The organism is Sphingomonas sp. PEI4, assembly GCF_056679955.1.
In genome coordinates, this window is the sequence record NZ_JBWXPI010000004.1 from 150,876 (window position 1) to 177,799 (window position 26,924).

A 26,924-nucleotide genomic window follows, 5' to 3' on the forward strand; every position below is an offset into this window, starting at 1 on the left:
GGGCATGATCGGGCTGGGCTGCGTTGTTATCTGGCCGTTCCTGCGCAGTTTGCGTCGGGTGATCGTCGTCCAGGGCGTAGGCGCGACCGCCTTCACATTTCAGTTCGCCGTCCTTGGCGCCTCGACCGCAGCTGTGGCTTGCGGCATCTCGCTAGCGCAGCTGATGATCGCGCTGACCGTACGGGACCGTCGAACGCGGCTTGCGCTCAATGTCGCGAGCCTCGTCGTCCTTGCCGCGCTGGCTCTTATCACATGGGCAGGCATATCATCGCTTCTGGCCGGTTGCGGTGGCTTAGTAAGCATGGCCGCGCGCAATCAGCCATCGCCTATACGGATGAAGGTAGGCTTCCTGATCGGGGCTCCCTTCTGGTTGGCACACAATATTATAGTCGGCGCGCCGTTTGCGCTGACGGTGGATTTCATCTCCGTCGTCACTAACATCGGTGGACTCGGCCTAGCGGCGTTCGGGGCGCGGCGGAGCCTGCAAGCCGCGGGCTCAGGCGCTGCATTGCGCAATGCAGGGGGCGTTTACCGGGCTTCTTTCAACCGATACTTGGGCTGGGCGGGCTTATTCAGGCTGAACCGCTATCGTGTCGCGGAGCAACGGAAGCGCTGCGCATGATCGATCTATTACAGGCCGTGTCGGCAGCGAACGCGTAGCCGATGCAAGCGCAATGTCATTGGATAGAGGCGGATGTGATCTTTGTGCGTCATGAAGCGCGCGCGCGAGCGAACAATCGAGTAAAATCCGCTTCGTCAATCGCGCCGATGACCAACACCGGCCCAGCAAGGTAGCCCGGCGTGCCCGGAAGTCCGATCGCGAGAGCTTGTTGACCGTTAGTGCGAAGGAGCGCCGAGATTTGCTCGTCGTGCGACGTCAGATAGGCGATGGTCCGGGTCCAATCACCACCCGCCTCAGTTACGACATTCCTGAGCATGCCATCGTCAATAGCTCTACTGTCAGTCATAAGCCGACGATGAACCGCCGGGTAGATGCCCTGCTCGGCGCTCGCGAGCGCCACCCGTGCAGCTTGCTCCGACGGTGGACCGAAAATGGGCCAGTCCTTGTAGATCACGCGCACGTCTGCGTCCTTGCGTATTGCTTCTTCCAACGCCGGGAACGCACGCCTGCACGCTGGGCAGCGATAGTCAGAAAAGACAGCGAGATGCAGGGATGCATCAGCCGGCCCGCTCATCGGAAAACCCTTTCCGTCGAGGATTTTCGCCAAAGCGCTGGACCTGCCGATGTCACGTCCGATCGGCACCGTTCGCCTTAACACCATACTGGCCGCCCATCCGCCAACGACCAATGCACCCAGCTGCATTATTTGGCGACGGGTTAGCGGCGCGGGCATGCTACAGCCCCTGCGGGAGTCTGATGGCGCGGATGCCGCTGCGCGTAAAACATTCCTGGCATGCGCACTTGGTAGCGGGTGGAGGCACGGAGCACAGCCAAACTGTTCCGACCTCATGGGCATCGAACTCTGCTGAATATATTATCGGTCGACACAGCAGCTCACTCGTGCCCACAAAGCCTCCGCTATTTTGCGGTGCGTTGATTCGCTTTGACGGCAAGGAAAGTTTTACATGAAGCTGGACGATCTTGTGAGAAGTGTCGGAACAGAAAGCGAACTTAGCACGGTAAAGGCGCGCGCGCTGATCGACCATGTGTTCGGCAGTATCGGCGATGCGGTTGCACGCGGCGAGGAAGTGTCATTGCCGGGGTTCGGCAAATTCTCCAGCAAGGGTACGAACGCGCGCACCGGACGCAATCCACGTACAGGCGAGCCAATGGAAATCGCTGCGTCGACCAAAGTCGTGTTTGTCCCCGCCAAGGCGTTCAAGGACAAGCTTCCCGTCGCAAAGGGTCGCTCATGACGACAGAGACTGACGCCGGTCCAAGCGCTATCGAACTCGCAACCGAGCTGACGATCGCATGGTTGAGTAATCCCAACACCCGCGCGTCGGCCGAGGACGTGCCGGCGTTTCTCGCCACGATGCGAGATAGCGTGCTGCAACTGATCGGTCAGCCAGATGCGGCAGGCGTCGAGGAACCTCCAGCTGACCTGTTCACCCCGGCGGTGTCAGTGCGCAAGTCGCTCGCGTCGAAGGAGCACATCATCTCGATGATCGATGGCAAACCTTACAAGACCTTGCGCCGCCATTTGGGAGGGCATGGCCTGACCGAAGAAGAGTATCGGCGCCGGTATAATTTGAAGGCCGATTATCCGATGGTGGCAGAAGCGTACTCAGCCGCGCGTCGCGCCATGGCAAAGAAAATTGGCCTGGGCCGCAAACCTGGCCTGCGGACGACACCAACTGAATCCAGTCCGCCCAAACGACAAAAGTTGAAGCTGCCGACTATCACCGGATAGTTTTTAGGCAATCAGTCGGACCCTAGCAGCCTCTTCGAGAAACGGTCGCCACGGGAGAGCTATCACGATCGGCCAAGGACGTTGAAACGGCATACCTAGCCTCCCAAAACCGCTTCTTGTTTCCTTCTCCGAAATCCGGCTGGACCGTATTGAGTTTTCGGGGAATGCCTCTGCTCGTCTGCTATGCGCGCGTGTCCACGACTAGTCGCTTAGCCAATCTGCCTAGATAGAGGCTGTCGCTCGACCACCGGGCCTTTGTCCACCCACCCAACCCTGACGCCTCGCCTTGCGGCCCGGCGTGGGCGTAGCGTTTAACCAAACAGGTCGCCGATCATGCGCAGCTCGCAACGTACGCACTTCGACCGGCTACCCCGCACAACCCGAGGGTGAGGGACAGGAGCCCCGCCCGCGTATTTCATGCTAGAGGGGCGGAGTGAACGATATGAACAACCTCGACGCAGTATTGATGAGGCTCGCGTACGCACCCGTGCCCGAAAGCCTCGACGGAATCGAAGCCAGGGTGCTCGCGCGCATTTCTGCGGCGCCAGTGGCCCGTGTCGGCATGGGCTTCGGCGCGATGACGATCGCGGCTGCGCTCGTCATGGGGATATTCGGCGCTGGCGTTCCAGCGAAGGAGGCCAGCGCGGCATCTCTCCTATTCCCGCTTGGGCCAGTGTCGCCGCTCGCGCCATCGACCTTGCTGGTCGGCACGTCGTGAGCGGCCGTACCCGGCTCATGCTTGGTGTGATCGCGTGCTTCGTCGCGGCGATCATCGGCGTGTTCATCGGGCGGGCGCTTCTCCCGTCCCGGGCGCAGCCCGGCGCGGAGCTGCATGACGTGCTGCATCACAAGCTAGCGCTGGACGCCACCCAAGAGGCGCGCCTTCAGATATTGGAGCAGCGGTTCGCGGTGCAGCGGCGCGCGTTCGAGCTGGAGTTGAGAGCCGACAACGCGCGGCTTGCCGAGGCGATCGAGGCCGAGCACGGCAACGGCCCGCGGGTCGCCGCCGCAGTCGATCAGAGCCATGCCGCGATGGGCGAACTACAAAAGGCGACGCTCGCGCACATATTCGCGATGCGACAGCTTCTCCGGCCGAACCAGACCGGGCAGTTCGATCAGGCGGTGGTCAAGGCGCTCACCGACGACGTCCATTGAGTCTTGGTGCGTGAGCCTCGACTGGACGACGCTAACCGAGGGTGAGCTTGCAGCGCTCAGCATCGCAGGAAGGCAGGCCGCTTTTTCCGAGATCATGCGTCGGCATCGCCAGTCAGTCTTCCGCATGGTCAGGGCTTGCGTCGGAGAAGCCGACGAGGCGCTGGACCTGGTGCAGGAGACGTTCGTCGCGGCTCACCAGGCGTTGCCTCGCTACGACGGCGATCGTTCGATGCGCGCGTGGTTATCGACGATCGCGATCAACAAGTGCCGGGATTGGGGGCGCAAGCGCACCGTGCGGCGCTTCCTGTCGTTCGCCGCGCCGATCGGCCCCGAGGCCGAAGCGGTGGCAGACGATCAGGTGGCAATCGACGACGCCACGGGCGACCGTCAGGAGCTGGACCGGGTGACGCGTGCCATCTCGACCTTGCCGGCGAACTTGAAGGAGCCGCTTGTCCTCCGCACGATCGAGGGCTTGAGCCAAGCCGAGACGGCCGAGGTGTTGGGGATCAGTGAGAAGGCCGTAGAGACCCGCCTGTATCGAGCGCGGCGCAGCCTGGCAGACCGACTTGGGGCGATGACCCGCTCAGCCGCGGGCTGAACAGCCGATTACGATCTACGTCACTGCCGGTTCAACAGCGGAGCCGCAGAACGCCTCCACAGTTAGGAGAGGTGACATGAACGCTTTGAGTAGAGTCGCGCTTGGGATTGGGCTGACCTTCGGTCTCGCGGTGCCCGCAATGGCCCAAAATCAGGATTGGCGGTATCAACGGGACTGGCAACATGGCGATCAGCACCAGCAATTGCGCGACGAACACCATGACGGCCATGATGCCATCGACGACGAACATGCCGAGGCGCACGCCTACGGGCTGACGCGTCGGGATCACCGTCGGCTTCATCGTGACCTTCGCCACGAGCACCGCGACGAGCATCGCGAACTCCGGCGCGAGCATGGCGACGACCATGATCGGAACTACTCCAACCCATATGGCTACTAAGCGGCTCTGTCGCTGAGCAAGATTGCAGGGAAAGGCCGCAGCACCACCTGCCCTCGCCTTTCCCTGCAAAGGCATTGAGGGGTTCGCGCTCGCGCCGCGTATCAAGGCTAGAGGGACACTCCCGTTCGAGAGCCTTGAGGACCGTATGAGCCGCATATTCGATCGCCGCCAGATGCTACGCGGGGCTGCCCTAGCGGGCGGCGGCGTGGCGCTTACCGCCTATATGCCCGCATGGGCGCAGCCTGTGTCGGGCGGGATCGTCAAGCCGTTGCCCGTCGTGTCAGGCGCTGAGATCGCGCTGACGATCGACAGTTTCAAACTTCCCGTCGATGGAAAGTCCACGCCCGCGATCGGCGTGAACGGCACGGTGCCCGCGCCTCTCATTCGCTTGAAAGAGGGGCAGAAGGTCCGCCTGTCCGTCACCAACAACCTCGACGTGGACAGCTCGATCCACTGGCATGGGCTGCTGGTCCCCTTTCCGATGGACGGCGTTCCCGGCATCAGCTTCCCCGGCATCAAGGCACGTTCGACCTTCGTGTACGAGTTCCCGATCATCCAGGCGGGCACCTATTGGTATCACAGCCACTCGGGCGCGCAGGAGCAAGGCGGGCTTTACGGTCCTATCGTGATTGATCCGGCCGGCACAGATCCGATCGGCTACGACCGCGAGCATGTGATCGTGCTGTCCGACCATAGCCAGATGACGGGCGACCAGATTTTCCGAAAGCTGAAGCAAATGGGCGGTGCCTATTTCAACTATCAGCGCCCGACGCTCGCGGGTTTGCTCGCCGGTCGGGAGATGCCCCTGAAGGACCGTATCGACTGGGGCAAAATGCGGATGGACCCCGCCGATATCGCCGACGTCACGGGCTCGACCTACACCTTCCTGGTCAACGGCTATGGGCCGTATGACAATTGGACGGGGCTGTTCAAGGCAGGCGAGCGCGTTCGCCTGCGGATCATCAACGCCGCGGCGCAGACCAACTTCAACGTCCGCATCCCCGACCTGCCGATGACCGTCGTGCAGGCCGACGGGCAGAACGTCCGCCCCGTTCAGGTGGACGAGTTTCAGATCGGCGTCGCCGAGACGTTCGACGTGATCGTAATGCCCGGGGACCGGGCCTACAGCTTCGTCTCCGAAGCGATCGACCGCTCCGGCATGGGCCGGGCGACGCTTGCCCCGCGTGAGGGCATGATCGCGCCCGTTCCTCCACTCCGTCCGCGCACGCTGCTGACCATGACCGATATGGGCATGGACATGGGGAGCATGGGCGGGATGCAAGGCATGTCCGGCATGTCGGAGGAGAGTCCGGTCGTGAAGCGCGGGGCGGACCCCACCTTGATGCAGAATGCTTCGCGCAACCTATGGAAGCTGACCGGCTGGAAGGAGCCCACCGATCACGGGACGGTCGCGGTAGGCGCTGCGATGGGAGGCATGTCCGGCATGTCGGGCATGGACCACAGCAAGATGAGCGGCACTGCCATGCCCGGAATGGACCACAGCCAGGTGGCGGCGGGTGGTGCCGGCATGGCCGGCATGGATCAGGGCCAGATGAGCAGCGGCGCTGCTATGCCCGGAATGGACCATAGCGCCATGCAGGGCGGCTCGAGCCAGGCTGGCGGCATGGCCGGTATGGATCACGGCTCAGGTGGCAGCATGAACATGAGCATGCGCGATCCGAAGAATGCGCCGGGCGTCAAGATGGGGCCGGGCGTGCAGACCATTTCCCCGATGCCGAAAGACCGGAGTGGCGAGCCGCCGCAGGGCTTGGAAGACCTTGACCACCGTGTCCTCACCTATCGTGACCTCGTGGCGCTCGCGCCCAACCCGGACGTGCGCGCGCCATCGCGTCAGTTCGAGATCCACCTGACGGGTAATATGGAACGCTACATGTGGGGCTTCGACGGTCAGAAGCTCAGCGACCCGGCCGATCCCATTCCGTTTCGCAACGGCGAGCGGGTGCGGATTACGCTGATCAACGACACGATGATGCCGCATCCGATCCATCTCCACGGTCACTTCTTCGAGCTGGTCACGGGCCACGGCGACCACGCGCCGCGCAAACACACGGTGAATGTGCCGCCCGGAGGTAAAATGGCCTTCGATTTGACGGCCGATGCTCCGGGGGATTGGGCGTTCCACTGCCATAATCTCTACCACATGACTGCGGGCATGATGCGTGTCGTCACCGTTCGGCCATTAGAGGGAGCGGCAGCATGAACCGGCTGATCCCGGCGCTCGCCGCCACCACGATGCTTGGCATGACCGTTCCGGTCGCCGCCCAGTCGATGCAGGGCATGAACATGCCGGGCATGACGATGCCAATGCCCGCCAAGAAGAAGCCGGCGAACAAACCCGCAGCGAAGGGGAAGCCCGCCACAAAGACGAAGGCTACCGCGCGCACCGCAACCCTAAGGGGGAAAGCGGCTCCAGCAGCGAAGCGCGGGGCCGCGCCAATGGCCGGCATGAAGGGTATGGATCACGGGACCATGCCGGGCATGGATCATTCGACCATGCCCGGGATGGACCAGAATGCCCCGCAGGGCTCCCAGCAGGACATGCAGGCGATGCCGGGGATGCAGATGCCCCAAAACGGCCAGACGCCCGCTCAGGGCGCTCAGCAGCCGATGCAGGGTATGGATCACTCGGCCATGCCGGGCATGAATATGCCAGCCGACCAGAGCAGCGGCCACGACATGCAGGGAATGCCCGGCATGGCCGGGATGCCAGGCATGGCGACGGAGGGGGTGCAGCAGACCGGCACCGCGCTTCCCGCCGGAAACGGACCGCCCCCGCCTATCCCGACTGACCACGCGGCCGACGGCGTTTACGGGGCGGACACGATGGCGATGGGCCGCCATCATCTTCGGCAGCATGGCGGTCAGAACTTCAGCCAGGTGCTGTTGAACCTAGCCGAGTATCAATTCCGCAACGGCCGTGACGGCTATCGCTGGGACGGCGAAGCGTGGTTTGGTGGAGACATCAACCGTCTGTTCGTCAAGAGTGAGGGCGAGGGAGCGTTTCGCAAGGGCATCGAAACTGCCGAGGTGCAGGCGCTCTATAGCCGGACGATCGGCCCGTATTTCAATCTACAAGCGGGCGTGCGCCAGGACTTGGGGCCTTCCCCGAAGCGCACTTATGCGACCGTCGGGTTTGAGGGACTGGCACCAGGTTTCTTCGAGTTGGAGGGGGCGCTGTTCCTGTCCAACAAGGGCGATGTGCTTGGTCGGCTTGAGGGATATTACGACCAGCGCGTCACCCAGCGACTGATCTTGCAGCCGCGCGCCGAGCTTAATTTCGCGGCTCAGGACGTGCCGGAAAACCGGATCGGATCGGGCCTGTCCAATGCCGAGCTGGGATTGAGGCTCCGCTATGAGATACGGCGCGAGTTCGCGCCCTATATCGGCGTGTCGTGGGATCGCCGGTTTGGCGACACCGCCCGCTACGTCCGGGCGGAGGGCGACAAGGCCACGTCCCGCAGCATCGTTGCCGGCGTCCGCATGTGGTTCTGAGCCTGCCGCCCCGAGCACCGCTAGGCGCTCGCGCGCATAATCAACTGGCATGTCGAGGGGAGAAGTAATGCAACACGAGGCATCGGGCACGCTGAAACGGCACTTGCCGAGCTTGTCCTTCGTTGCGGTGGTGGCGGTTCTTGTCGCCGTTTGCACAGCCGCATTCGTCTATTTCGGCGTGTATAATATCGCGGCCGACGAGCCGCACACGCCTGCGGTCTATTCGGTGCTCGAACGGTTGCGCGATCGGTCGATCGAGGCGCACGCCCGCGGTATCGCGCCACCGGCTGATCTTGCGTCGGCGCAGCGCGTGTCGATCGGCGCGGGCCTTTATGGGGAAATGTGTTCCGGATGCCATCTCGGCCCCGGCGTCGAGAAGTCCGAAATGAGCCAGGGCCTCTATCCGCAGGCACCGGAACTCGCGCGTGCCCAGGATCTCACTCCCGCGCAGCAATTCTGGATCATCAAGCACGGCGTAAAGCTCAGCGCCATGCCGGCATGGGGCAAGACCCATCCCGATCCCCTGATTTGGGATATGGTCGCGTTCGTGCGCAAGCTCCCCGGTATGACGCCCGAGCAGTATAAGGCGCTGGTGGCGAGCGCCCCGGCCGATCACGATGAGATGATGAGGGATATGCCAGGCATGAAATGATGCCGGCGACGACATTGATGGAGGGGCGGTTCTGAAAAGCGCAAAATTGAGGCTGCACCTGCTCGCGAGCCGCATCCATAAATGGCTTGCGATCATCATCGGCGCGCAGCTCCTGCTATGGTTCACGAGCGGCGCCTTGATGAGCTTCCTGCCGATCGAGCGGGTGCATGGGGATCATCTCGTCGACCGCAAAGCCGTGACGGCCATTCCCACCGGCATCGCGCTCGCGCCGCCATCGGCGATCGTCGCCGCGAGCGGTGCGCCGATCGAGGCGATAACCTATCGCATGTGGCTTGGCCGGCCCGTCGCCGAGGTCGCGACTGCCAAAGGCACGCGCCTGCTCGACGCCTCGACCGGCACGGTGCTTCCGGCACTAACAGCCCGCCAGGCCGAAGAGATTGCACGCTCGGCGTGGCGCGGCAGCGCCCGACCGACAGCAATGGTAGAACGGATCGAGCGCGCTAACCCCGAATACCGAGGAACGCTTCCTGCTTGGCGCGTTGCGTTCACCGATCCCGACTCCACCCGCGTATTCGTAGCGGCTGACACCGGCCGGATCATGGCGGTGAGGACCGGGACATGGCGGCTCTACGACTTCTTCTGGGGCCTCCACATTATGGATTGGACGAACCACGAGAATTTCAACACACCCTGGCTGCTCGCCTTCGCGATCGGCGGACTGGTTCTATGGTTGGGCGGGGCGGTCCTTCTCTACATGCGGTGGCCTAAGCGACGACGTCGCATCGCCGGGACTGGCGCGTAATATACGCGCCGCAGGCGTGCCGCCCTTGGAAATAAAGTCTCGTTTCTGGACGACATCTCGCGCGTTTTAACGGCGTGCGTGAGGGGTAGCGTCCCCGCACGCGTAAAAGACTTAGAACCCGAGGAGATCGACAATGCGATTTGCACCGACGTTAGCAGCTTTAGCCCTGATCACCACGCCCGCGCTCGCACAGCAGAGCGGGGGAATGCAGGGCATGGACCACAGCCAGATGGGCGGCATGAAGGGCGCCGACATGTCCAAGATGATGGCCGGCAACCCCTACGGTCAGGCCGAGATGGACATGCACCAGAAGATGATGGCGGCCAAGCAGGGCGATGCGGCCGAAATGTGGACCCGCAAGATGATCGAACATCACCGCGGCGCTGTCGCTATGTCGCGCGTCGCCTTGCGGGTTGCTAACGATGCCGAAACTAAGCGTATGGCTCAGATGGGTATCGCGGAACAGGAAAAGAGCATTGCCGAGCTTCAGGGTTGGCTCAGCAAGCACGGTAAGCGCCCGCAGTAAGGGGTGCTTACCCGCCCTGTCGATTCCCCCCAATTCCCCCGGCAGGGCGGGGTTTCTCATTCGGAGCTGACCTATGAAGCACGGCCTACGCGGCATCATTGCCGCCTTGTTGATGACGGTTCCCGCCGTAGCATCGGCTGCGGCCGACATCGCCATGCACCGCGATCCTGGGTGCGGCTGTTGCGAGAAATGGGCAGCCCAGGTTCGCCAGCAGTTCGGCCGCAAGGTCCAGATCATCGACGACGCGAACCGCACGGTTTTCCAGCGCCGCGTGGGCGTGCCGGCGCAGCTCGCGTCCTGCCACACTGCGATCATCGACGGGATGGCATTTGAGGGACACGTTCCGATCGCCGACATGAAGCGCGTGCTTGCGCAGCACCCGAACGGCGTGCGCGGACTAGCGGTCGCGGGAATGCCGATGGGCTCCCCTGGCATGGAGGTCGCAGGGGCAAAGCCGCAAGCCTACGACGTGATCGCGTTTGGCCCAGCTGGGGGCCGCGTCTTCGCGCATCACGGGGGATAAGAGCTGGTTAATCCTACGGCATTGATCTTGGCGTGTAACCGACTGCTCGTTTGGGCGAATTGACCTTTAACCCCGTTGCATTAGGTTACACGACGACGTGACCCGCTTTCTTCGCCCTTTCCTGTTATTGTTCGCGGTCGTCGGTCTGTTCGGACAGTCCACGGCGATGGCGATGAGTCCGCTTCAGAGCGAAACCATGTCGATGGCGACAATGGCCTCAATGGATTGCTGCGATGGCATGACGGCGGGACAGATGCACGGCTCGGTGCCGTGTAAGAAGATGACGCTCCAATGCATCGCGGCGATGGGATGCCCCGCCGCGGCGATCACCGAGCCGGTAGGTGCTACTCTCACGACACGCCAGCTCAATCGCCTTGATCCAGCATGGCCACTGACTGCGCGCCTTGATGGGCGGACCTACGGCCCCGACCCCGACCCACCCAGTTTCCTGATCTGACACCCGGATTCCGTCTGCCGCAGGCCTCCTTCGAGGCACTTGCGTGCTGGCGGCCACTGCTCAGATCAAGGATTCATGTCATGAATATCAAGTTTTCCGGCGTCCTCGTCGGTATGATCGTCGTGTTTGCTGCTACCTCCGCATCCGCGTCTCCGCGTCCCGATGCCGGTCATTACGAATGGCGGGCGAGTATCCAGGCTCCCGGTCCTCGCGCGCCGCTTGCCGTGGCGCGTCGCGTCTGGGTGCCGGCGGCCATTGCGATGACCGACGCCGACGCTTGCCAGTCTATGATGGCAGCCAAGCCCGGCGCTATGGCCTGCTGCGCCTCGCAGAGCTCCTAATCGAGCGCTGAAAGTCGACCGGCGGGGCTTTGACCCTGCCGGTCGGTCTTTCGCTAAACTTCGATCTGCCAGCGGGGAAACCATGTCCAGATACACGATACCGAGCGCCGCGTTGATTGCTGCGCTTACCGCCACCACAGCCACGGCCGGACCGCTCACGTTCGATGCGGCGCTCGCCGCAGCGAAAGGCCATGCGCCATCACTCCGCGCCCGTACCCTTGGGGCCGACAGCGCGCGTGCTTCACGCGGAGCCGCAGGCGCTCTACCCGATCCGAAGCTCGCGCTCGGTGTCGACAGCTTCCCGGTCTCGGGTCCGCTCGCGTTCGAGCCCAATCGTGACAATTTTACCTGGGCGCGGGTAGGTCTGTCGCAAGACATTCCGAACGCTGCCAAACGCCATGCGCAACAGGCGCGCGCCGATACCGATATCGCGGCTGCCGATGCGGAAACGATGGCTGAAGCCCGCACCGTCGAGGTCGAGACCGCAGTCGCTTGGATCACGCTCGCCTACGCCGAACGCCGCTTAGCGGCGCTCGACGCCGTGCGTGGCAAGCTCGATCGTCTGGTGCGGACATCACCAAGCGCGGTGTCCGCGGGTAGCGCTCGCCCGGCGCAGACGCTTGCCGGACGCCAAGGTCTCGCCGCCCTCGATGATCGCCGCGACGAGCTAGTGTCCGCGGTCGCGCGTGGCCGCGCGGACCTGATCCGCTGGACCGGTGATCCAACCCCTGTGGTCGCCGGCCCGGTGCCGGACTTCATGGTAGACCCCGCGCAGTTGCACAGTGCCCTCGACCGCAATCCCATGCTGGCAGCGATTGCGGCCCGTGTCGGCCAAGCCGATGCCGATGTCCGGTTGGCGCAGGCCGATCGCCGCCCCGATTTCGGTGTCGACGTCAGCTACCAGCGCCGCAACCCACGCTTTGGCGATTATGTCTCCGCCGGCGTCACCATCGGCCTGCCGCTGTTCAAATCGCACCGACAGGACCCGTTGATCGCCGCACGCGCCGCGGACGCGGCGAAACGGCGCGCCGAGCAGGAAGATACCGCCCGCCAACTCGCGGCAAGCCTCGATGCGAGCCTTGCCGATCATGTGATGCACCATGCGCAGTGGATGCGATCGAAGGAGACGCTCGAGCCGTTGGCGCGCAAGCGCGTCGATCTCGAGACCGCGAGCTATGCTGGCGGACGTGCCGGACTGCTCGATGTCGTCGACGCACATAGTGCGCTTGCCAATGCGGCCCTCGAAACGCTCGATCGCGAAGCACTGGTCGCGATCGACGGCGCACGTCTCACTCTCACCTATCGGAGCGACCCACGATGAGCCCGCGCGATCTGCTCCCACGTACGCCTGTGTCCCGCGTGGTCGTTCTTGCTATCCTTGCCAGCGGCGGGATCGGGTTCGTGGCGGCGCGGCTGACCAGCCCGGCTACGACAGCCCCGGTGACATCGGCGACCGCCGGTCCGGCCTCCTCGGCTAAACCCAAGCCACTCTATTATTACGACCCGATGGTGCCGCAGGAGCATTACGACAATCCGGACTCGCTCTCGTCGATGGGGATGAAGACGATCCCCAAATATCCGGATGCGAGTGCCACGGGAACAGATTCCAAGCCCGGCATCTCGATCGATCCGTCCGCGATGCAAAATCTCGGCATCCGTATAGCCACGGCGACTACCGGGACGCTGGCCGGCGCACTGGATGCGACCGGCACGATCGACTTTAACCAGCGCGATATCGCGATCATCCAGGCGCGCGCTGCCGGGTTTATCCAGCGGGTCTATAATCGTGCGCCGGGCGACGTGATCGCGCGCGGTGCGCCGATCGCCGACCTGCTCGTGCCCGAATGGGGCGGAGCGCAGGCGGAATATGAGGCCGTCCGGCGAACCGGCGACAGGGCACTGATCGCGGCCGCAGCCCAGCGCCTGCGCCTTCTCGGTATTCCGGGCGGCACTCCGCGCGGGCGCGGCCTGACTACATTGCGCAGTCCGATCGCCGGCGTTATCCAAACGCTCGACGCCCGTGCCGGAGTTACGCTCGCACAGGGCCAGACGCTCGCGCAGGTCAACGGCCTCGGCACGGTCTGGCTGAACGCCGCAGTGCCCGAAGTGCGCGCAAGCGTCGTCAAGGTCGGGCAGACCGCAACTGCTGACCTGGCGGCCTTCCCTGCCGAGCATTTTACCGGACGGATCATCGCCGTCTTGCCGACGACGCAAGCCGATAGCCGCACGCTCACAGTACGGATCGAGCTGCGCAACCCAGGCGGTCGCCTGCGCCCGGGCATGTTCGCGACCGTCCATCTAGGCGGCACGTCCGACACCGCGCTGCTGGTGCCGAGCGAAGCCGTGATCCGCACCGGCACGCGAACGCTGGTCATGCTCGCCGAGGACAAGGGCCGCTATCGACCAGCAGAGGTGAGAGTAGGCCGCGAGGCAAGCGGCAAGACCGAAATCCTCGCAGGACTGGTATCAGGCGAAAAGGTCGTCGCATCGGGTCAGTTCCTGCTCGACAGCGAGGCGAGTTTAACCGGCATCGCCGCGCGCCCAGTCACGGGCGACACAAAGTGATCGCGAGGATCATCGAGGCGTCCGTCAAGGCGCGCTTCCTCGTCCTGCTCGCAGCCCTCGCGCTGATCATCGTTGGGGTGGGCGCGCTCCGCTCGACCGCTGTCGATGCGCTGCCCGACCTTTCCGACGTCCAGGTCATCATTCGCACCACCTATCCTGGCCAAGCCCCACAGATCGTCGAGAACCAGGTCACGTATCCGCTCGCGACGACGATGCTGTCCGTGCCGGGCGCGCGCGTGGTGCGTGGCTATTCGTTCGTCGGCGACAGCTTCGTCTATGTCCTGTTCGACGACGCGACAGATCTCTATTGGGCGCGCAGCCGGGTACTCGAATATCTGAGCCAGGTACAAAGCCGCCTGCCTGAGGGTGCAAAGGCATCGCTCGGCCCGGATGCTACCGGGGTGGGCTGGGTCTATGAATATGCGCTGGTCGACCGGACCGGGCGTCACGACCTCGCACAGCTCCGCAGCATCCAAGATTGGTTCCTGCGCTACGAATTGAAGACCGTGCCGGGGGTTGCTGAGGTCGCGAGCATCGGCGGCATGGTGAAGCAGTATCAGGTCGTCCTCGATCCGCAGAAGCTGGCCGCCTACGGGATCACCCACGAGGCGGTGACTGAGGCGCTGAAGCGCGGCAACCAGGAGAGCGGAGGATCGGTCCTCGAGATGGCCGAGGCGGAATATATCGTCCGCGCGACCGGCTATCTGAAGACGCTCGACGATTTCCGCAGCGTGCCGCTCAAGACGGTTGGCGGCGTGCCCGTGACAATCGGCGACGTCGCCACGATCCAGATCGGTCCCGAAATGCGTCGCGGGTTGGCCGAGCTCAACGGCGAGGGCGAGGTTGCAGGCGGCGTCATCGTGATGCGCCAGGGCAAGAACGCGCGCGAGGTGATCGACGGGGTACGGACTCGGCTTGAGGAATTGAAGAAGAGCCTGCCACCCGGCGTGGAGGTCGTCACCACCTATGACCGCTCAGGCCTGATCGATCGCGCGGTCGACAATCTGCGCAGCAAGCTGATCGAGGAGTTCATCGTCGTGGCGCTCGTCTGCGCGCTGTTCCTCTGGCACGTCCGCTCGGCGCTGGTCGCCATCCTCACCCTGCCGCTCGGTATCCTGATCGCGTTCATCGCGATGCGCGTGCAGGGACTGAACGCCAACATCCTCTCGCTGGGCGGCATCGCCATCGCCATCGGCGCGATGGTCGATGCGGCCGTCGTCATGATCGAAAACGCGCACAAGCATCTCGAACATTGGGCGCACGATCATCCGGACGAGACGTTGGCGGGCACCGAACGCTGGCGCGTGATAACCGCCGCAGCGGTCGAGGTCGGCCCGGCGCTGTTCCTCAGCCTGCTCATTATCACCTTCTCGTTCGTGCCGATCTTCTCGCTTCAGGGGCAGGAGGGGCGGCTGTTCGCGCCCCTCGCCTTCACCAAGACCTATGCGATGGCGGGTGCCGCGATCCTGTCGATCACGCTGATCCCGGTGCTGATGGGGTTGCTGATCCGTGGCCGCATCCCGTCCGAAAGTGCCAATCCGATCAATCGCGTCCTCACCCGCATCTACCGTCCCGCGCTCGACTGGGTACTGGCGCGGCCGAAACAGGCGCTGGTCATCGCCGGCCTCGTGTTTGCGACCAGCCTCTGGCCGATCAGTCAGTTAGGCGGCGAGTTCATCCCCCAGATGAACGAGGGCGACCTGCTCTACATGCCGTCCGCGCTGCCCGGCATCTCGACCGCCAAGGCGGGCCAATTGCTCCAGCTCACCGACCGGCTCATCAAGACCGTACCCGAAGTGGAAAGCGTGTTCGGAAAGGCCGGCCGCGCCGACACCGCGACCGACCCTGCCCCGCTCGAAATGTTCGAGACCACGATCCGCTTCAAGCCCAAGGATCAGTGGCGCGCGGGCATGACGCAGGACAAATTGATCGATCAGCTCGACAAGGCGGTGAAGGTGCCGGGCCTCGCCAATTTCTGGATCCCGCCGATCCGCAATCGGATCGAGATGCTGTCGACCGGCATCAAAAGCCCGATCGGGATCAAGGTGGCAGGCGCGAACCTTGCCGAGATCGATGCGGCTGCGCGCGAGATCGAACAGGTGGCGAAGACCGTGCCCGGGGTCGGCTCGGCGCTCGCCGAACGTCTCACCGGCGGGCGGTATATCGATGTCGATGTCAACCGGGCAGCCGCATCACGCTATGGTCTCAACGTCGCCGACGTGCAGTCGATCGTATCGAGCGCGATCGGAGGCGAGACGATCGGCCAGACCGTCGAGGGACTCGCGCGTTATCCGATCAGCGTGCGCTATCCGCGCGAGCTGCGCGACAGCATCGAGGGCCTGCGCAATCTGGCCGTACTGACGCCGGCAGGGCAGCAGATCACGCTCGGCACTGTCGCTGACGTTCGCATCACCGATGGACCGCCGATGCTGCGCAGCGAGAATGGTCGACCGGTAACGTGGATCTACATCGATGGACGCGGCGCTCCGCTCACCACCATCGTTCGTGATCTGCAGAACGTGATCGCCGCCAAGGTGAGACTGCCGCCCGGCGTCAGCGTCACCTACACCGGCCAGTTCGAGTATCTGCAGCGCGCGGTCGAGCGATTGAAGATCGTCGTTCCGGCGACCTTGGTCATCATCTTCCTGCTGCTCTACGCGACCTTCCGCCGGCTCGATGAAGCCGCGCTGGTGATGGGCACCCTGCCGTTCGCGCTCACAGGCGGCCTATGGCTGCTCTATCTGCTCGGCTACAACCAATCGGTCGCCACCGGTGTCGGGTTCATCGCGCTTGCCGGTGTCTCCGCGGAGTTCGGCGTGGTGATGCTAATCTACCTCAAGCACGCGCTGGATGCCCGGGGCGAGACACCGAACGATGCCGAGGTCGCAGCGGCAGTGCGCGAAGGTGCCCTCCTTCGGGTCCGGCCCAAGGCGATGACCGTCGCGGTAATCCTTGCCGGGCTGTTCCCAATCCTGATCGGGACAGGCACCGGCTCCGAAGTAATGAGCCGGATCGCTGCACCGATGATTGGTGGGATGCTGACGGCGCCACTTCTTTCGATGCTGGTGCTGCCCGCCGCCTATCTGCTGCTGCGACGATCGCGCCAGCCTGCCGCTTCTACGTTCCCCCTTCCCTCTTCAATCAAGGATTAGACATGAAAACCATCGTCCTACTCATCGTCGCCAGCCTCACGGCAACCTCCGTAATAGCGCAGACAATCAAACCGATGCCGGGCACGGCGACGAAGTCCGCCAAAACCGGCAACGGTAGCGGCATCGTCAAGGCGCTTGATCCGAAGACAGCCAAGGTCACGATCCAGCACGGGCCGATCGCCGCACTGGCATGGCCCGGGATGACGATGGCCTTTGTCGCCAACCCGCCAACGCTCCTTAGAAGCGTCAAGGTCGAGCAGCGGATAGATTTTACGGTGCAGGTGACCGCGGCGGGTCCGACCATCACCGCCATCAAGCGACGTTGACGGGCTGCAGGCGGACCGTGGAGGCGGTCCGCCTCTACTCTAGGCCGAGGCAGCTTTCTGGGTCCGGCTTCCGCCACGCCGGTTCCACGCGAACCCGATGGCGATAGCGAGCGCCATGAGAATTTGCGCGAGCACCGATTGCCAGGTTGGAAACAGACCAAGCATCGACAGCCGTGGTACGTCTGCAAGCGGCGCTATGTCGATGATCCCAGCTTCCTGGAGTGCGGCAACACCCTTACCCGCAAGCACGACCGTCAACGCCGCCATCAGCCAAGAGCTATAACGGAAGAACTGCGTGATCGGCAGCTTTCTGGTGTAGCGGAGCATGGCCCAGGCGATGACGCCCAGCAAAGCAACCGCTGACCCGGCACCGGCAAGGAGCATCGCGTTGTTGCCCTGCGCCGAGAGAGCCGCATAGAACAGTATCGTCTCGAAGACCTCGCGATAGACCACGACAAACGCCAGCCCGAACAGGAACCAGCCCGAACCGCCCGAAAGCGCGCGGGACATCTTCTCGCGAATGTAACGCTGCCACTGATCGGCTTGCGCCTTGCCGTGCATCCAGATGCCGACCGAGAGTAGCACGATCGCTGCAAACAGCGATCCGAACCCTTCGGTAAGCTCGCGACTCGCGCCGCTGATCCCGATCGCATAGGTCGCAATAGCCCAGGTGACGCCGCCGGCGACGAGCGCGCCAATCCATCCGCCATGAACGTAGCGTAGCGCGTCGGCGCGATCGGCCTTGCGCAGAAATGCGATCATGGCGACGACGATGAGCAGCGCTTCGAGCCCCTCGCGCAGCAAGATTGTAAATGCCCCCAGGAAGGTGGACGCCCCCGTCGCGGCATCAGGGGACAGCACGGCTTCCGCATCGTCGAACAAACCGTCGAGCACCGATACCTTTTCTGCGAGATCTTCGGGCGAGGCACCGCGGTCGATCGCGGCGCGGAACTCGCCCATAGCGCCCTCGATACGACCCATCAGGGTCGCATCGCGCGCCGTAAGGGTCGGTTCGATCGGCTCGAACCCGTCGAGATACGCCGACAGGGCCAGCTCCTTCGCCCCGCGCGCATTACCGCGCCGGGCCGCAGCGACACTTTCGGCAAGCTTGGCACGGGCAAGCGAGAGCGATCCCGGCGCCTGTTGCACCACCTGATCGGGGTGGCGACGCAGGAACGCGAGCACGGCGTCGGCCTTGGCTTCGCCGATTGAGGTAGCGAGCGCAGCCGGGGTGAGCGCGACCAGCGTTTTCAAATCCGGAATACGTCTACGAAGCGCCGCGTCCGACTTCCACAGCCGCGCGCCTTCTCGCGCCTGTTCGTCGGTAAAGGCAAAGCTGCCAGCGCGGAACGCAGCCGCCCAACGCTGATCGTTCGGCAGATCAGCGAAGCTCTGCATCGCCGTCCCGTCAATGCCCTGCGTCACCACCTGATAAAGCGCGAACACACTCCGTTGCCGGGCGCGGGTTACATCGGTGAACGCAATCGGAGGCGTGGAAAGCTTGGCTGCGTCAGGACCGTGCCCGTTCCCTGTCATGCCGTGACAAGCGGCACAGGTCTGCTGGAACAGGGCAGATCCCGATGCGAGATCCGGCACCTTGTCGGGCGCGAGCGGCACCGGATAGGCGCGCAGCAGATCGGCCGCGAGCCCATGCGCGAGGGTAGCGACCTGTTCGGCCGATCCCTTGCGGCCAATAAGCGCTTGGAGGTTGGCGGCGCCTTGAATGAGGCTTTGCCGTTCGGGCTTTGCCGGCAAGCTCAGAAGCCGTGTCGAAACCGATGCGGCAAACTCATTCATTTCGGAATATTCGGACTTGCTCTTGATCCTGCCGGCCTCAACGGCACCACCATAATCGACCGCCACATAGTCGAGCAGCCGCCACGCGGTTTGCACATCAGCCGGATCGGCCATCGCCGCGGTGGGGACGAGCAAGGCAACTATCGTGGCCAAAAACCGAACCAAGAGCAGCGCCCTGATCACGTCGAGGAAACGCATTATCGCTGCCCTCGTTCGCGCAACGCGCCTGTGACAATCTCATAAGCCGAGTGCAGGAACAGGAGTGCGATTACACCGGCGACCGCCAAGTCCGGCCAGGCGCTCCCCGTCCAAGCGACCAGCCCGGCAGCGGCGATCACTGCCACATTAGCGAGTGCATCGTTGCGGCTGAACAGCCAGATCGCACGGACGTTGGCGTCTCCTTCCCGGAAGCGTGCAAGCACCAATGCCGAGGCGACATTGATTGCCAGAGCGACGACGCCAATCGCGCCCATCAGCTCGGCATCAGGTGCGGTAGCGTTGAGGGCTCGCCAGATCGCTAAGCAGATCACGCCCACTCCGAGAGCCCCAAGAAACAGCCCTTGCGAGAGGGCAATATTAGACCGCGCCCGGGGCGCCCAGGCGAGTGCAAGCAAGCCAAGGAGGCTGATCGAGCCGTCGCCCAGAAAGTCGAGCGAGTCCGCTTTCAGCGCCTGACTGTCGGCGATAAATCCGCCGAATAGCTCGGCAACACCGAAGCCGAGGTTGAGCACCACGACGATCAGTAGCGCGCGACGGTAGGCTGGATCGTGTTGCGCGCGAGCCGGTTCGCCGGCGCAGCCGCAGCTTGCTTCATTGGAGGTCATAGCGTCCCCCTACATGCTACAGTAACTGTAGGATCAAGCGGAATCTGCGATCAGTTCGCATTAGCGGGATGACACTATGACGATTGCACCCATGATGATCGGCCAGCTTGCGCGACAGACCGCGACAAAGGTGACGACAATTCGCTTTTACGAGACGATCGGGCTGATAGCGGCCCCGCCGCGAACCGCGTCCGGACGTCGGACCTATGCCTCTGGGGACGCGCAACGGCTTCATTTCATCCGCAATGGCCGTAGGCTCGGCTTCTCAATCGACGAGATACGCTCGCTGATCCACCTGGCGGAGAACCCAGCCCAGGATTGCAGCGCGGCATCTGCCATTGCCGCCCACCACCTTGCTGATGTGGAGAGCCGTCTTGCGCAGCTCGCATCCTTACGCGACGAGCTAGCGGCCCTTACCCGAAGCTGCACGAACGAACAGATAGCGGATTGCCGGATTATGCATGCGATTGGTGAGGTCCGTGCGCCAAAGACTTAGTGATAATCCGCAAGTCGGAGCTGACGGTCATGACCGGCCGATCCTTGAGTTTTATGACCGTTCCGGATGGCATGAAGCGCCATCGCCAACGCGCCCCGTGTGTGTAATCCGCATCGATCGGGAAGCCATTCACTGCAACGATGCGGTTTCCGGGTATCCAACCGTCTTTCCCCGCAGGGCTGTTCGCCGCCACATGGACGACGTCGAGGCCCGTTGGGGAAGCTGCGAGCCCGAGGCCGCTTCGATCCTTCAACATGGGAAGGCGGTGTCCGGAGGCAGGTGGGCGGAGCCATACAAACCCGGCAGTCACATCAAATATGGCGTCGAACTGATCAATTAACGGCAATCCGATATTGCCGACCGTGCTGGTCGAGAGCCAGTTGCGGTTTCCCAACGTCGGAATGTTCTCGGCAGAGAGCCCGCCGATAGTCAACTTGGGCGTTGTGAAAACGTCGACGGTAGCAACACCTTCGACACCCCCAAGCGCCGCAGTCGATGTCGCTCGCCCGCGAGTCAGGTCATGCGCATCGACATAAGCCGAAGACAGCATGAGCGCCGCAGAGCTGCCAAGGTCGATCATAAGCGGCACCGCGCTCAAGCCTCCGATCGACGCAGAGACATACAGCTCCTGCTTCGCACCATGCCCCAAAGCGACCGGCGTCCAGTCTGCACCGCCCGGGAAACTGCCGGTCGGCATGAGTGCGAAGCGCCGATGCCCGAAATCCAAAGCTATGCAATTGTCGATGAACATATCTGCGCCAAGCAGCATGTTGATCCGTCTTCCGAACGCGGCTGACAGTGCGCCCAGATCCGCTACCACTGCGAACGGTAGTCGACGTGTTCGATGCCCGAGCTGCACCTCAAAATCATGGATCAAGCGGACCGCAGCTTTCCCGCCCAAACCGCTTATCGTGCGCCGTTCGCCGTCCGCCATCCCGAGTGCTCGCGCCAACGACACGTCGATGATGGACGCCCCGCTCCCGCTATCCAGCACCGCCTTAACTGGCGATCCCGCTACCCGAGCCTTCACCAGCAACGTGTCGCCCGTTGCGACTTCCAGGGGCTGCCAGTCAGGAGATAGCGGACCAAAACTCCACTGGCCAAAGAGATGCGGTGCGATGGTCGCCAAGCCAGGCCTGCCCACAGCTGCAGACACACCGAAACCCAACAAACGGCCGATCAACGAGCGCCGGGACGCGCGCGGGGTTCCCGGTTGTGCAAACAACACAAAGCGATCTCCAACCCTCGGTCGACGGAAGGTGTAGAAGTCGCCTACAAGCTACAGTCACTAGAGGAGCAAGCGCTTCTGTGCCTCTGTGCCTCTGTGCATGGTTGCGGCTGCCCATAGGTAAACAGCGGGCGCGACCCTACGGGCACGGCTCTATCGACGCAGTGGCGTCCACCGAGCCGCCCCTGGCGTCTCGTCCCATATAAGTGACGATCCTCGCGTGAGGTGTGCCACGTGGCACACCCGTGGACGCGCAGCCCAAGAGCAATACCGGATTGACGTCAAATTCGGCAACGAGCGCGACGTCAGCCTCCAGAATGCTGGGTTTGCTTGGATTTGCAATGACAGCGTGTTTTCGCCTGAGCCTTGTGCCATAGCGGTTTGGCTTAGGCATGGCTTGAACACCATCCTTGGCCCGCATGTGCGGTCGAATGCTGGGTCCCCGATTTCCGTCGGGCGGCCCGCGAAATACAAGACCTTGCTACCGCTTGTCGGTGCGGGGAATACGTGGGGCGTGGTTACCAGTGTTCCCGCGTGTTCAACCGTCCCGGCTACGGGCGGTTGATGGAACGCGCGCCATGTCCTTGATCAAAAGTTTGTTTACGAGGTTCCGCCGGCGCCAAAGCCCTTCACAGGGTTTCTCCGGCAGCGGTTCGGGAATACTTCAGATCGAAGCGCTGGTGCAGGCACATGGCGACTGGCTGGCCCTTCTGGCCACGATACTGGAACGCGAACACGTGATTTCAGGCGCCGAACTCGCCCGCACCCTGTCCGAATTTGCCGCGCATACAGCCGAGGATCGCCCTGCTGAGGGACAGATCCTTTCCTACTGGGCCTCGCGCTTGAACGACACAGCTGCAACTCTTGGCGAATTTCCGTCCGTTCACTAGGGCTTCAATCGTGCTGAGTGGCGGCCGCTTCTGATCGCCGAGGTGCGCATGGGTTCGGCCCGCTTCGAAACGAGAACTCGGCGAGGCGTCGTGGGCGCTTAAACGTGACCTCTTCGTCGCGTTCGAGCGCCGACTCAACCCATTCGCGATGTCAATTTGATCGACGGGGCCCGTCAGGAGTTATCGGTGATCTGGAGCCGAATCATTCCGCGTCGCGAGTATTTTCGAGAGCATGCTGATTAACGAACCGGGCAGACGTCCTGCCGACCAGACGCCCCCAACCCCGACGCCCGATGCAAGCGCACCGGATCGCATTGCCCGCCTGACCGATCGTCAACGGTCTTATCTTCGCCTTGTGCTTCAGAACCGCAACTCGAAGGAGATCGCGGCGGCTACGGGTAGCAGCCACCGGGCGGTCGATAAGCAGCTGTTAAAGGCCAATAATATCCTCGGTGTGCCAACCCGTTTTGATGCCGCGCGGCTTCTGGCGGAGCACGACGGAGGGGTAGAGCCTTTACCCCCTGCAAACGACCTACCTTCCGCGCCACCAACGTTCCCGCTTCCCCTCCCGTTGCCGACCGCTGGGGCGGCAGCGAATATGCTCACCTGGAAGCAGGTTGCCTTCTGGACCGCGATCATCTCGATCGTGACCCCCCTGGGCCTGACTGCGGCCGGCATGGCGATTGTAACGCTGCTTCTCCTGCTCGGGCTAAAACCACTGTGATGGGCGCTCGGAGCCCAAGGAGGCCTTATGCAATCCCTTTCGAACACAAGCCGGATCGTCGCGGACGAGCTGCGCAGAGCGGAGCGATCGATCAATCTAGCCACACGCGATACGGCGCAATTTTTGGTGACCACGCTGGAGGCGACGGAGGCGCACAGCCTATCCGCCGCGATGACGCAGCGCACGGTGAAGGCGACGGTCGCGGCGCTGTCGGCCCTCGTCGATGGTCAGGATCATATGGCAATGCGAGCACATCTGTTTGTCGAGAAAGTCGGTCGCCAACTGGGTCTGACGGAGACGAACTGGGGCGAAAATTTACCGAAGCCTTCATCTGCTTCGCTCGAGGAGATCGCTCTTCCGCCGATTGTCGAGGTCACGTCAGCGCAAGGGTAACGGCGGGCGGGCCGGGAGAAATCCCATGAGCGCCCAGATAATCCTCGCGGTCATCTTCAACGTCGTCATGGTCGGCGTGCTGCTCTTCGCAGTACTCCGAGGAGGCAGGCCCGAGCGATTCGGCGCGCTCATCAACATGGCGGGGTTCGCCACGACTACGGCTATTCGATTGATCGTGGCGAGAGAAGGCTGGGCTCCAGGTGAGGTATCGATCCTAGTCATTGATGCGGGCGTCGCCGCCGGCTTCTATTGGCTGGGCGTGACGACGACCCGCTTCTGGCCGATCTGGGCTGCAGGGTTTGCGGTAGCCGACCTCTTCATGAGCATCTTCGGCGCCCTGCTGCCACGCGTGCCGCTCTTTGCCTACCACACCGGGCTTGGGATCTACGCCTACCTCGCACTCGGCGCGCTTGCGCTCGGCACGTTCCGCTTGCCGGCGAACGCCGAGCCCTACATCCGAAACGGATCAAGACGATTATGGGTGCAGCATCTGAAGGAGACGACCTGATCGACGTCGTCGTGCGGCTGCCGCGCAAGGCGATCGAGGACACTTTGCTGTCTATGCCGCCAGACGCGAGAAACCTGTCCGAGCGCAGGCTTGCCGAGGCCAGGGCGGTGTTGGTCGGCCGGCGTAGGCGGGCGACCCACTTCAACGGGGTCCGCTTCTATGATCCGAGCTGGGACATGATACTGGAGCTTTACGTGGCCACGTGCGAGCGGCGCCGCATCGCTGTGTCCCAGCTTTGTAAGCTTAGCGGAGGCTCGACGACCACCGCTTTGCGCCATATCGAGCATCTCGAGGCGCTTGGATACATAGTCAGGCAAACGGATCCCGATGACGGACGCCGCCTGATCGTCGGCACGCTCACTCCCCTTCTTGCGGCTTCGGAGCAGTGGCTCGATCTTCAGATCGCCGAGTCTCGAATACAGGATCGGAGATCGGGCTGACGATTTCTACGGGGCACACTCGACTCCGTTCTTTCGGTCACCAATGACATATCGAACGACCGAAAAAGTCCCATTCGATCTATCGCTAGGACAGAAGGCGGCAGCCAATTTCGAGCCTGAACTTGCAGTCCCTCGCCGCCTTAACTGCAATTTTCCCGCCACGCCTACCCGGCGCGGCGCTAAGGAGGATGCTCCCCTTCTGCGCTACATGGCACGTGAGACACCCAAATCGCCCGATTCTCACGCCGTTACCGAAAGCACGAGCGAGAGCGCCACGGCGTTACCGATAGCACGTGTCTCGGCGGCACGGCGTTATCGATAGCACGAGCGAAGATCGACGCTTCGTTACCGATAGCACGTGATTATTGCCCATTCCGTTACCGATAGCACGATTCATCGCGCACGACCGACCCGCCAGCGATGCTTAACAATCGACGTTGTGGATCGGCTCAACGCTGACCGCCGCCGTCCACCCGGGCGGGCGCCACAACGATCAAGGGGACGCTGTGCGGACATGAAAAACCCGGCGCGAGGCCGGGCTTTTCGGGACGCCTGCTAGGGCGGATGTGAGAACCCTCACTTAGCTGGCTTCCTTTCATATTGCTACCCCAAAGCGCCGACCGTGGCGCCACGGTGTCGCTTTGTTTGCACGGGCTCCCCTCCCAGGGAGAACGAACAATGGTTGCTGCCCAAAGCCCCGGCCGGGGACTTCGCCGGTTTGACGAGCATGCCGCCAGGGCGACGAAGCTTGTCGACGAATTTTGCGGGCTCGAGACTGGAATGGCGCCTTCCAACGCGCTTGCGGCGCTCAAACGGGCGGCTCCTTACATGGGCGTCCCCCTGCGCGTGGTCTCCGTCATCGATCTCCTGTTTGCCTGGACGAAGCCGCAGGACTGGCAGGGTGGACAGATCCCCGTCGTTTGGCCGTCGAACGACCTGCTCGCGCAAAAGCTGGGCGTAACCGTCCGACAGGTTCAAAAGCTCTTGAATCAGGCACAGGCCTTCGGTCTGGTCAGCTTCCGGGATAGTCCGAACGGTCATCGTGGTGGACGCCGCGGGGCCGACGGCTTCATCACGTGGGGCTACGGCATCGTGCTCGCTCCGATCGGGACCAGGCTTCAAGAATTTGCTGCCCGCGCGGCCAAGGGAGCCGCAGAGGATGCGGCACTGACAGTGCTCCGCAAGCGCCTTGCCGCTGCCCGCAGGAATATCAGGGCTCTGGCTCAAACGGCATTCGACGCCGATCTTCACGATTTGAAGGCGGGTGACGATCTCGCGTTGGCGTTGATGGCCACCGACCAGATGCGTTGCGTCCGCGATGCCGGCCTTCTGACGGCCTGCGTGGAGCAGATCGAAGAGCGGGCGCGGCGTCTTGCCGGGGCTGTTTCGGCCAAGATTGCCGTCCCCAATACGAGTAGCGATCAGAATGATAGTTCATGCTGGGATGGACCTGAAGACATCCACTCTACAACTACAAATCAACTCCAATCTGCTAAAGCAGATACCCGTAGTGGCTTGGCGAAAAAGAGTAGTGGGAATGGGGACGCCCTCTCCTCTCAACCGCAAACTGCCATCGACGAGGATCTGGAGAAACACGGTGTCGATCCGGAATTCATGATGTCGATAGCGCCGGAGCTCTGTTCCGGTCTGCTCTACCGCGATGGATCGTGGGGCGAGGTGGTCGCCACCGCGGAGCGGCTTGCGGGCCAGTCGGGGATCAGCACTAACGCGTTCAAGGAAGCATGTCGCATCATGGGCCAGCGAGGTGCTGCTGCCTCCGTCATCGCCACCATCCAAAAATACCGGCGCGGCGAGGTTCAGCGGCCCGGCGCGTATCTCCGCGGAATGAGCAGCAAGGCTGGCAAGGGCGAATTGAACCTTGGACGGACGCTCCACGGCCTCAAGGACACGAGCCGCGCCGTCGCCATGCGGGGGATGTCTGATGGAACCGATGCGACGCCGATCGGTAGCCTGATGTCGCGGCTGGTTTCTCGGGGAGCCGGACTACGATGACGGGATCTCGCCATCTTTTCAAAGGCCTGGAGCTCGTACTGCACACCTGGTCTTTCAAAGGCTTTCACGGCGTTACCGATAGCACGAGTCCCGACCGAGTTTGCGGTGACCCGCACCTACCGAAATGTGAAACACACCCCGATTTACCAGCTAAATCGCTCCAAATCCTCGTGCTATCGATAACGCGGTCGCTTATCCGACTGCAGGTTTGCGGCCGATCCGCTATAAGCGGCCTTTCAAAGTGAAGCTGGTGGGAGCCCCGACG

At 63.0% G+C, this 26,924-nt stretch carries 30 protein-coding genes; 25 read left to right on the forward strand and 5 right to left on the reverse strand.

Going from position 1 to position 26,924, the window contains the following annotated elements:
* Positions 1-4 precede the first annotated feature (4 nt).
* Complete coding sequence (locus AC1MLZ_RS23110) at positions 5-622, forward strand: YgjV family protein (RefSeq protein WP_221211838.1); 618 nt, start codon at positions 5-7, stop codon at positions 620-622.
* 88 nt (positions 623-710) lie between these two features.
* Here the strand turns inward: AC1MLZ_RS23110 and AC1MLZ_RS23115 are convergent, their stop codons facing one another.
* Complete coding sequence (locus AC1MLZ_RS23115) at positions 711-1,325, reverse strand: DsbA family protein (protein WP_480962208.1); 615 nt, start codon at positions 1,323-1,325, stop codon at positions 711-713.
* 262 nt (positions 1,326-1,587) lie between these two features.
* Between AC1MLZ_RS23115 and AC1MLZ_RS23120 the strand changes: the two genes are divergently transcribed.
* The 5 genes from AC1MLZ_RS23120 (at position 1,588) to AC1MLZ_RS23140 (ending at position 4,128) form a co-directional block, all read left to right on the forward strand.
* Positions 1,588-1,878 carry an HU family DNA-binding protein gene (locus AC1MLZ_RS23120; protein WP_037527300.1) on the forward strand — a complete coding sequence of 97 codons (291 nt, stop codon included), beginning with the start codon at positions 1,588-1,590 and terminating at the stop codon, positions 1,876-1,878.
* Entirely contained in the window at positions 1,875-2,375 is a 501-nt protein-coding gene (locus AC1MLZ_RS23125) for a Ros/MucR family transcriptional regulator (protein WP_183937224.1), read from the forward strand. The genes AC1MLZ_RS23120 and AC1MLZ_RS23125 overlap by 4 nt, the downstream gene beginning before the upstream one ends.
* Before the next feature lie 442 nt (positions 2,376-2,817).
* Positions 2,818-3,093 (forward strand): hypothetical protein, encoded by a 276-nt coding sequence (locus tag AC1MLZ_RS23130; protein WP_480962209.1) that lies wholly within the window; start codon positions 2,818-2,820, stop codon positions 3,091-3,093.
* Positions 3,090-3,530 carry a periplasmic heavy metal sensor gene (locus AC1MLZ_RS23135; protein ID WP_037527296.1) on the forward strand — a complete coding sequence of 147 codons (441 nt, stop codon included), beginning with the start codon at positions 3,090-3,092 and terminating at the stop codon, positions 3,528-3,530. The genes AC1MLZ_RS23130 and AC1MLZ_RS23135 overlap by 4 nt, the downstream gene beginning before the upstream one ends.
* 10 nt (positions 3,531-3,540) lie before the next feature.
* Entirely contained in the window at positions 3,541-4,128 is a 588-nt protein-coding gene (locus tag AC1MLZ_RS23140) for an RNA polymerase sigma factor (protein WP_037527294.1), read from the forward strand.
* A 31-nt stretch (positions 4,129-4,159) separates the two neighbouring features.
* Here AC1MLZ_RS23140 and AC1MLZ_RS23145 read toward each other — a convergent pair whose 3' ends face one another.
* Positions 4,160-4,495, reverse strand: coding sequence for a hypothetical protein (locus tag AC1MLZ_RS23145; RefSeq protein WP_037527292.1), 336 nt, complete (start codon positions 4,493-4,495; stop codon positions 4,160-4,162).
* Positions 4,496-4,673: 178 nt separating this feature from the next.
* On the opposite strand from AC1MLZ_RS23145, the gene AC1MLZ_RS23150 reads away from it, so the two are divergent.
* The 12 genes from AC1MLZ_RS23150 (at position 4,674) to AC1MLZ_RS23205 (ending at position 17,346) form a co-directional block, all read left to right on the forward strand.
* Positions 4,674-6,749 carry a copper resistance system multicopper oxidase gene (locus AC1MLZ_RS23150; RefSeq protein WP_480962210.1) on the forward strand — a complete coding sequence of 692 codons (2,076 nt, stop codon included), beginning with the start codon at positions 4,674-4,676 and terminating at the stop codon, positions 6,747-6,749.
* On the forward strand, positions 6,746-8,041 hold the full coding sequence (locus AC1MLZ_RS23155) for a copper resistance protein B (protein ID WP_183937226.1): 1,296 nt from the start codon (positions 6,746-6,748) through the stop codon (positions 8,039-8,041). The genes AC1MLZ_RS23150 and AC1MLZ_RS23155 overlap by 4 nt, the downstream gene beginning before the upstream one ends.
* 67 nt (positions 8,042-8,108) lie before the next feature.
* The gene (locus tag AC1MLZ_RS23160) at positions 8,109-8,693 is read left to right on the forward strand and encodes a c-type cytochrome (protein ID WP_037527288.1); all 585 of its coding nucleotides are present in this window, start codon (positions 8,109-8,111) and stop codon (positions 8,691-8,693) included.
* Positions 8,694-8,739: 46 nt separating this feature from the next.
* The gene (locus AC1MLZ_RS23165) at positions 8,740-9,456 is read left to right on the forward strand and encodes a PepSY domain-containing protein (RefSeq protein WP_183937227.1); all 717 of its coding nucleotides are present in this window, start codon (positions 8,740-8,742) and stop codon (positions 9,454-9,456) included.
* Between the two features lie 133 nt (positions 9,457-9,589).
* The gene (locus AC1MLZ_RS23170) at positions 9,590-9,982 is read left to right on the forward strand and encodes a DUF305 domain-containing protein (protein WP_037527287.1); all 393 of its coding nucleotides are present in this window, start codon (positions 9,590-9,592) and stop codon (positions 9,980-9,982) included.
* Positions 9,983-10,094: 112 nt separating this feature from the next.
* Positions 10,095-10,505, forward strand: coding sequence for a DUF411 domain-containing protein (locus AC1MLZ_RS23175; protein ID WP_409349174.1), 411 nt, complete (start codon positions 10,095-10,097; stop codon positions 10,503-10,505).
* A gap of 238 nt (positions 10,506-10,743) precedes the next feature.
* The gene (locus AC1MLZ_RS23180; RefSeq protein ID WP_480962211.1) at positions 10,744-10,962 is read left to right on the forward strand and encodes a hypothetical protein; all 219 of its coding nucleotides are present in this window, start codon (positions 10,744-10,746) and stop codon (positions 10,960-10,962) included.
* An 80-nt stretch (positions 10,963-11,042) separates the two neighbouring features.
* Positions 11,043-11,303, forward strand: coding sequence for a hypothetical protein (locus AC1MLZ_RS23185; protein WP_480962212.1), 261 nt, complete (start codon positions 11,043-11,045; stop codon positions 11,301-11,303).
* A gap of 82 nt (positions 11,304-11,385) precedes the next feature.
* Positions 11,386-12,624 carry a TolC family protein gene (locus tag AC1MLZ_RS23190; protein WP_037527282.1) on the forward strand — a complete coding sequence of 413 codons (1,239 nt, stop codon included), beginning with the start codon at positions 11,386-11,388 and terminating at the stop codon, positions 12,622-12,624.
* Positions 12,621-13,868, forward strand: a complete 1,248-nt coding sequence (locus tag AC1MLZ_RS23195) for an efflux RND transporter periplasmic adaptor subunit (protein WP_480962213.1) — start codon at positions 12,621-12,623, stop codon at positions 13,866-13,868. The genes AC1MLZ_RS23190 and AC1MLZ_RS23195 overlap by 4 nt, the downstream gene beginning before the upstream one ends.
* Complete coding sequence (locus AC1MLZ_RS23200; protein ID WP_480962214.1) at positions 13,865-17,020, forward strand: efflux RND transporter permease subunit; 3,156 nt, start codon at positions 13,865-13,867, stop codon at positions 17,018-17,020. Before AC1MLZ_RS23195 ends, AC1MLZ_RS23200 begins: the two co-directional genes overlap by 4 nt.
* 2 nt (positions 17,021-17,022) lie before the next feature.
* Positions 17,023-17,346: a copper-binding protein gene (locus AC1MLZ_RS23205; protein ID WP_037527280.1), complete on the forward strand. Its 324-nt coding sequence runs from the start codon at positions 17,023-17,025 to the stop codon at positions 17,344-17,346.
* A 39-nt stretch (positions 17,347-17,385) separates the two neighbouring features.
* Here the strand turns inward: AC1MLZ_RS23205 and AC1MLZ_RS23210 are convergent, their stop codons facing one another.
* Complete coding sequence (locus AC1MLZ_RS23210; protein WP_480962215.1) at positions 17,386-19,341, reverse strand: FTR1 family protein; 1,956 nt, start codon at positions 19,339-19,341, stop codon at positions 17,386-17,388.
* Entirely contained in the window at positions 19,341-19,967 is a 627-nt protein-coding gene (locus AC1MLZ_RS23215) for a cation efflux transmembrane domain-containing protein (RefSeq protein WP_037527274.1), read from the reverse strand. The genes AC1MLZ_RS23210 and AC1MLZ_RS23215 overlap by 1 nt, the downstream gene beginning before the upstream one ends.
* 76 nt (positions 19,968-20,043) lie before the next feature.
* Between AC1MLZ_RS23215 and AC1MLZ_RS23220 the strand changes: the two genes are divergently transcribed.
* Positions 20,044-20,463: a MerR family transcriptional regulator gene (locus AC1MLZ_RS23220; RefSeq protein WP_084214890.1), complete on the forward strand. Its 420-nt coding sequence runs from the start codon at positions 20,044-20,046 to the stop codon at positions 20,461-20,463.
* Here AC1MLZ_RS23220 and AC1MLZ_RS23225 read toward each other — a convergent pair.
* Positions 20,423-21,592, reverse strand: a complete 1,170-nt coding sequence (locus AC1MLZ_RS23225) for a retropepsin-like aspartic protease (protein WP_480962216.1) — start codon at positions 21,590-21,592, stop codon at positions 20,423-20,425. The genes AC1MLZ_RS23220 and AC1MLZ_RS23225 overlap by 41 nt on opposite strands.
* Before the next feature lie 677 nt (positions 21,593-22,269).
* Here AC1MLZ_RS23225 and AC1MLZ_RS23230 point away from each other — a divergent pair.
* The 6 genes from AC1MLZ_RS23230 to repC all read left to right on the forward strand — a co-directional run bounded on the left by AC1MLZ_RS23230 (position 22,270) and on the right by repC (position 26,659).
* Entirely contained in the window at positions 22,270-22,581 is a 312-nt protein-coding gene (locus AC1MLZ_RS23230; protein ID WP_306286131.1) for a hypothetical protein, read from the forward strand.
* Between the two features lie 232 nt (positions 22,582-22,813).
* Positions 22,814-23,305: an RNA polymerase subunit sigma-70 gene (locus AC1MLZ_RS23235; protein ID WP_480962217.1), complete on the forward strand. Its 492-nt coding sequence runs from the start codon at positions 22,814-22,816 to the stop codon at positions 23,303-23,305.
* A 27-nt stretch (positions 23,306-23,332) separates the two neighbouring features.
* Complete coding sequence (locus AC1MLZ_RS23240; protein WP_480962218.1) at positions 23,333-23,698, forward strand: hypothetical protein; 366 nt, start codon at positions 23,333-23,335, stop codon at positions 23,696-23,698.
* A 25-nt stretch (positions 23,699-23,723) separates the two neighbouring features.
* Positions 23,724-24,206, forward strand: coding sequence for a hypothetical protein (locus tag AC1MLZ_RS23245; protein WP_037527268.1), 483 nt, complete (start codon positions 23,724-23,726; stop codon positions 24,204-24,206).
* The gene (locus tag AC1MLZ_RS23250; RefSeq protein ID WP_052148880.1) at positions 24,176-24,646 is read left to right on the forward strand and encodes a MarR family transcriptional regulator; all 471 of its coding nucleotides are present in this window, start codon (positions 24,176-24,178) and stop codon (positions 24,644-24,646) included. Before AC1MLZ_RS23245 ends, AC1MLZ_RS23250 begins: the two co-directional genes overlap by 31 nt.
* A gap of 678 nt (positions 24,647-25,324) precedes the next feature.
* A complete protein-coding gene (gene repC, locus AC1MLZ_RS23255) occupies positions 25,325-26,659 on the forward strand; it encodes a plasmid replication protein RepC (protein ID WP_037527266.1) in 1,335 nt (444 codons plus the stop codon).
* Positions 26,660-26,924: the final 265 nt, after the last annotated feature.

Coding starts and splice junctions, on each gene's coding strand:
- AC1MLZ_RS23110 (WP_221211838.1), top strand. CDS start 5: ATGATCGGGCTGGGCTGCGTTGTTATCTGGCCGTTCCTGCGCAGTTTG.
- AC1MLZ_RS23115 (WP_480962208.1), bottom strand. CDS start 1,325: ATGCAGCTGGGTGCATTGGTCGTTGGCGGATGGGCGGCCAGTATGGTG.
- AC1MLZ_RS23120 (WP_037527300.1), top strand. CDS start 1,588: ATGAAGCTGGACGATCTTGTGAGAAGTGTCGGAACAGAAAGCGAACTT.
- AC1MLZ_RS23125 (WP_183937224.1), top strand. CDS start 1,875: ATGACGACAGAGACTGACGCCGGTCCAAGCGCTATCGAACTCGCAACC.
- AC1MLZ_RS23130 (WP_480962209.1), top strand. CDS start 2,818: ATGAACAACCTCGACGCAGTATTGATGAGGCTCGCGTACGCACCCGTG.
- AC1MLZ_RS23145 (WP_037527292.1), bottom strand. CDS start 4,495: ATGGTCGTCGCCATGCTCGCGCCGGAGTTCGCGATGCTCGTCGCGGTG.
- AC1MLZ_RS23150 (WP_480962210.1), top strand. CDS start 4,674: ATGAGCCGCATATTCGATCGCCGCCAGATGCTACGCGGGGCTGCCCTA.
- AC1MLZ_RS23155 (WP_183937226.1), top strand. CDS start 6,746: ATGAACCGGCTGATCCCGGCGCTCGCCGCCACCACGATGCTTGGCATG.
- AC1MLZ_RS23160 (WP_037527288.1), top strand. CDS start 8,109: ATGCAACACGAGGCATCGGGCACGCTGAAACGGCACTTGCCGAGCTTG.
- AC1MLZ_RS23170 (WP_037527287.1), top strand. CDS start 9,590: ATGCGATTTGCACCGACGTTAGCAGCTTTAGCCCTGATCACCACGCCC.
- AC1MLZ_RS23175 (WP_409349174.1), top strand. CDS start 10,095: ATGACGGTTCCCGCCGTAGCATCGGCTGCGGCCGACATCGCCATGCAC.
- AC1MLZ_RS23180 (WP_480962211.1), top strand. CDS start 10,744: ATGACGGCGGGACAGATGCACGGCTCGGTGCCGTGTAAGAAGATGACG.
- AC1MLZ_RS23185 (WP_480962212.1), top strand. CDS start 11,043: ATGAATATCAAGTTTTCCGGCGTCCTCGTCGGTATGATCGTCGTGTTT.
- AC1MLZ_RS23190 (WP_037527282.1), top strand. CDS start 11,386: ATGTCCAGATACACGATACCGAGCGCCGCGTTGATTGCTGCGCTTACC.
- AC1MLZ_RS23195 (WP_480962213.1), top strand. CDS start 12,621: ATGAGCCCGCGCGATCTGCTCCCACGTACGCCTGTGTCCCGCGTGGTC.
- AC1MLZ_RS23205 (WP_037527280.1), top strand. CDS start 17,023: ATGAAAACCATCGTCCTACTCATCGTCGCCAGCCTCACGGCAACCTCC.
- AC1MLZ_RS23210 (WP_480962215.1), bottom strand. CDS start 19,341: ATGCGTTTCCTCGACGTGATCAGGGCGCTGCTCTTGGTTCGGTTTTTG.
- AC1MLZ_RS23215 (WP_037527274.1), bottom strand. CDS start 19,967: ATGACCTCCAATGAAGCAAGCTGCGGCTGCGCCGGCGAACCGGCTCGC.
- AC1MLZ_RS23220 (WP_084214890.1), top strand. CDS start 20,044: ATGACGATTGCACCCATGATGATCGGCCAGCTTGCGCGACAGACCGCG.
- AC1MLZ_RS23230 (WP_306286131.1), top strand. CDS start 22,270: ATGTCCTTGATCAAAAGTTTGTTTACGAGGTTCCGCCGGCGCCAAAGC.
- AC1MLZ_RS23235 (WP_480962217.1), top strand. CDS start 22,814: ATGCTGATTAACGAACCGGGCAGACGTCCTGCCGACCAGACGCCCCCA.
- AC1MLZ_RS23240 (WP_480962218.1), top strand. CDS start 23,333: ATGCAATCCCTTTCGAACACAAGCCGGATCGTCGCGGACGAGCTGCGC.
- AC1MLZ_RS23245 (WP_037527268.1), top strand. CDS start 23,724: ATGAGCGCCCAGATAATCCTCGCGGTCATCTTCAACGTCGTCATGGTC.
- AC1MLZ_RS23250 (WP_052148880.1), top strand. CDS start 24,176: ATGGGTGCAGCATCTGAAGGAGACGACCTGATCGACGTCGTCGTGCGG.
- repC (WP_037527266.1), top strand. CDS start 25,325: ATGGTTGCTGCCCAAAGCCCCGGCCGGGGACTTCGCCGGTTTGACGAG.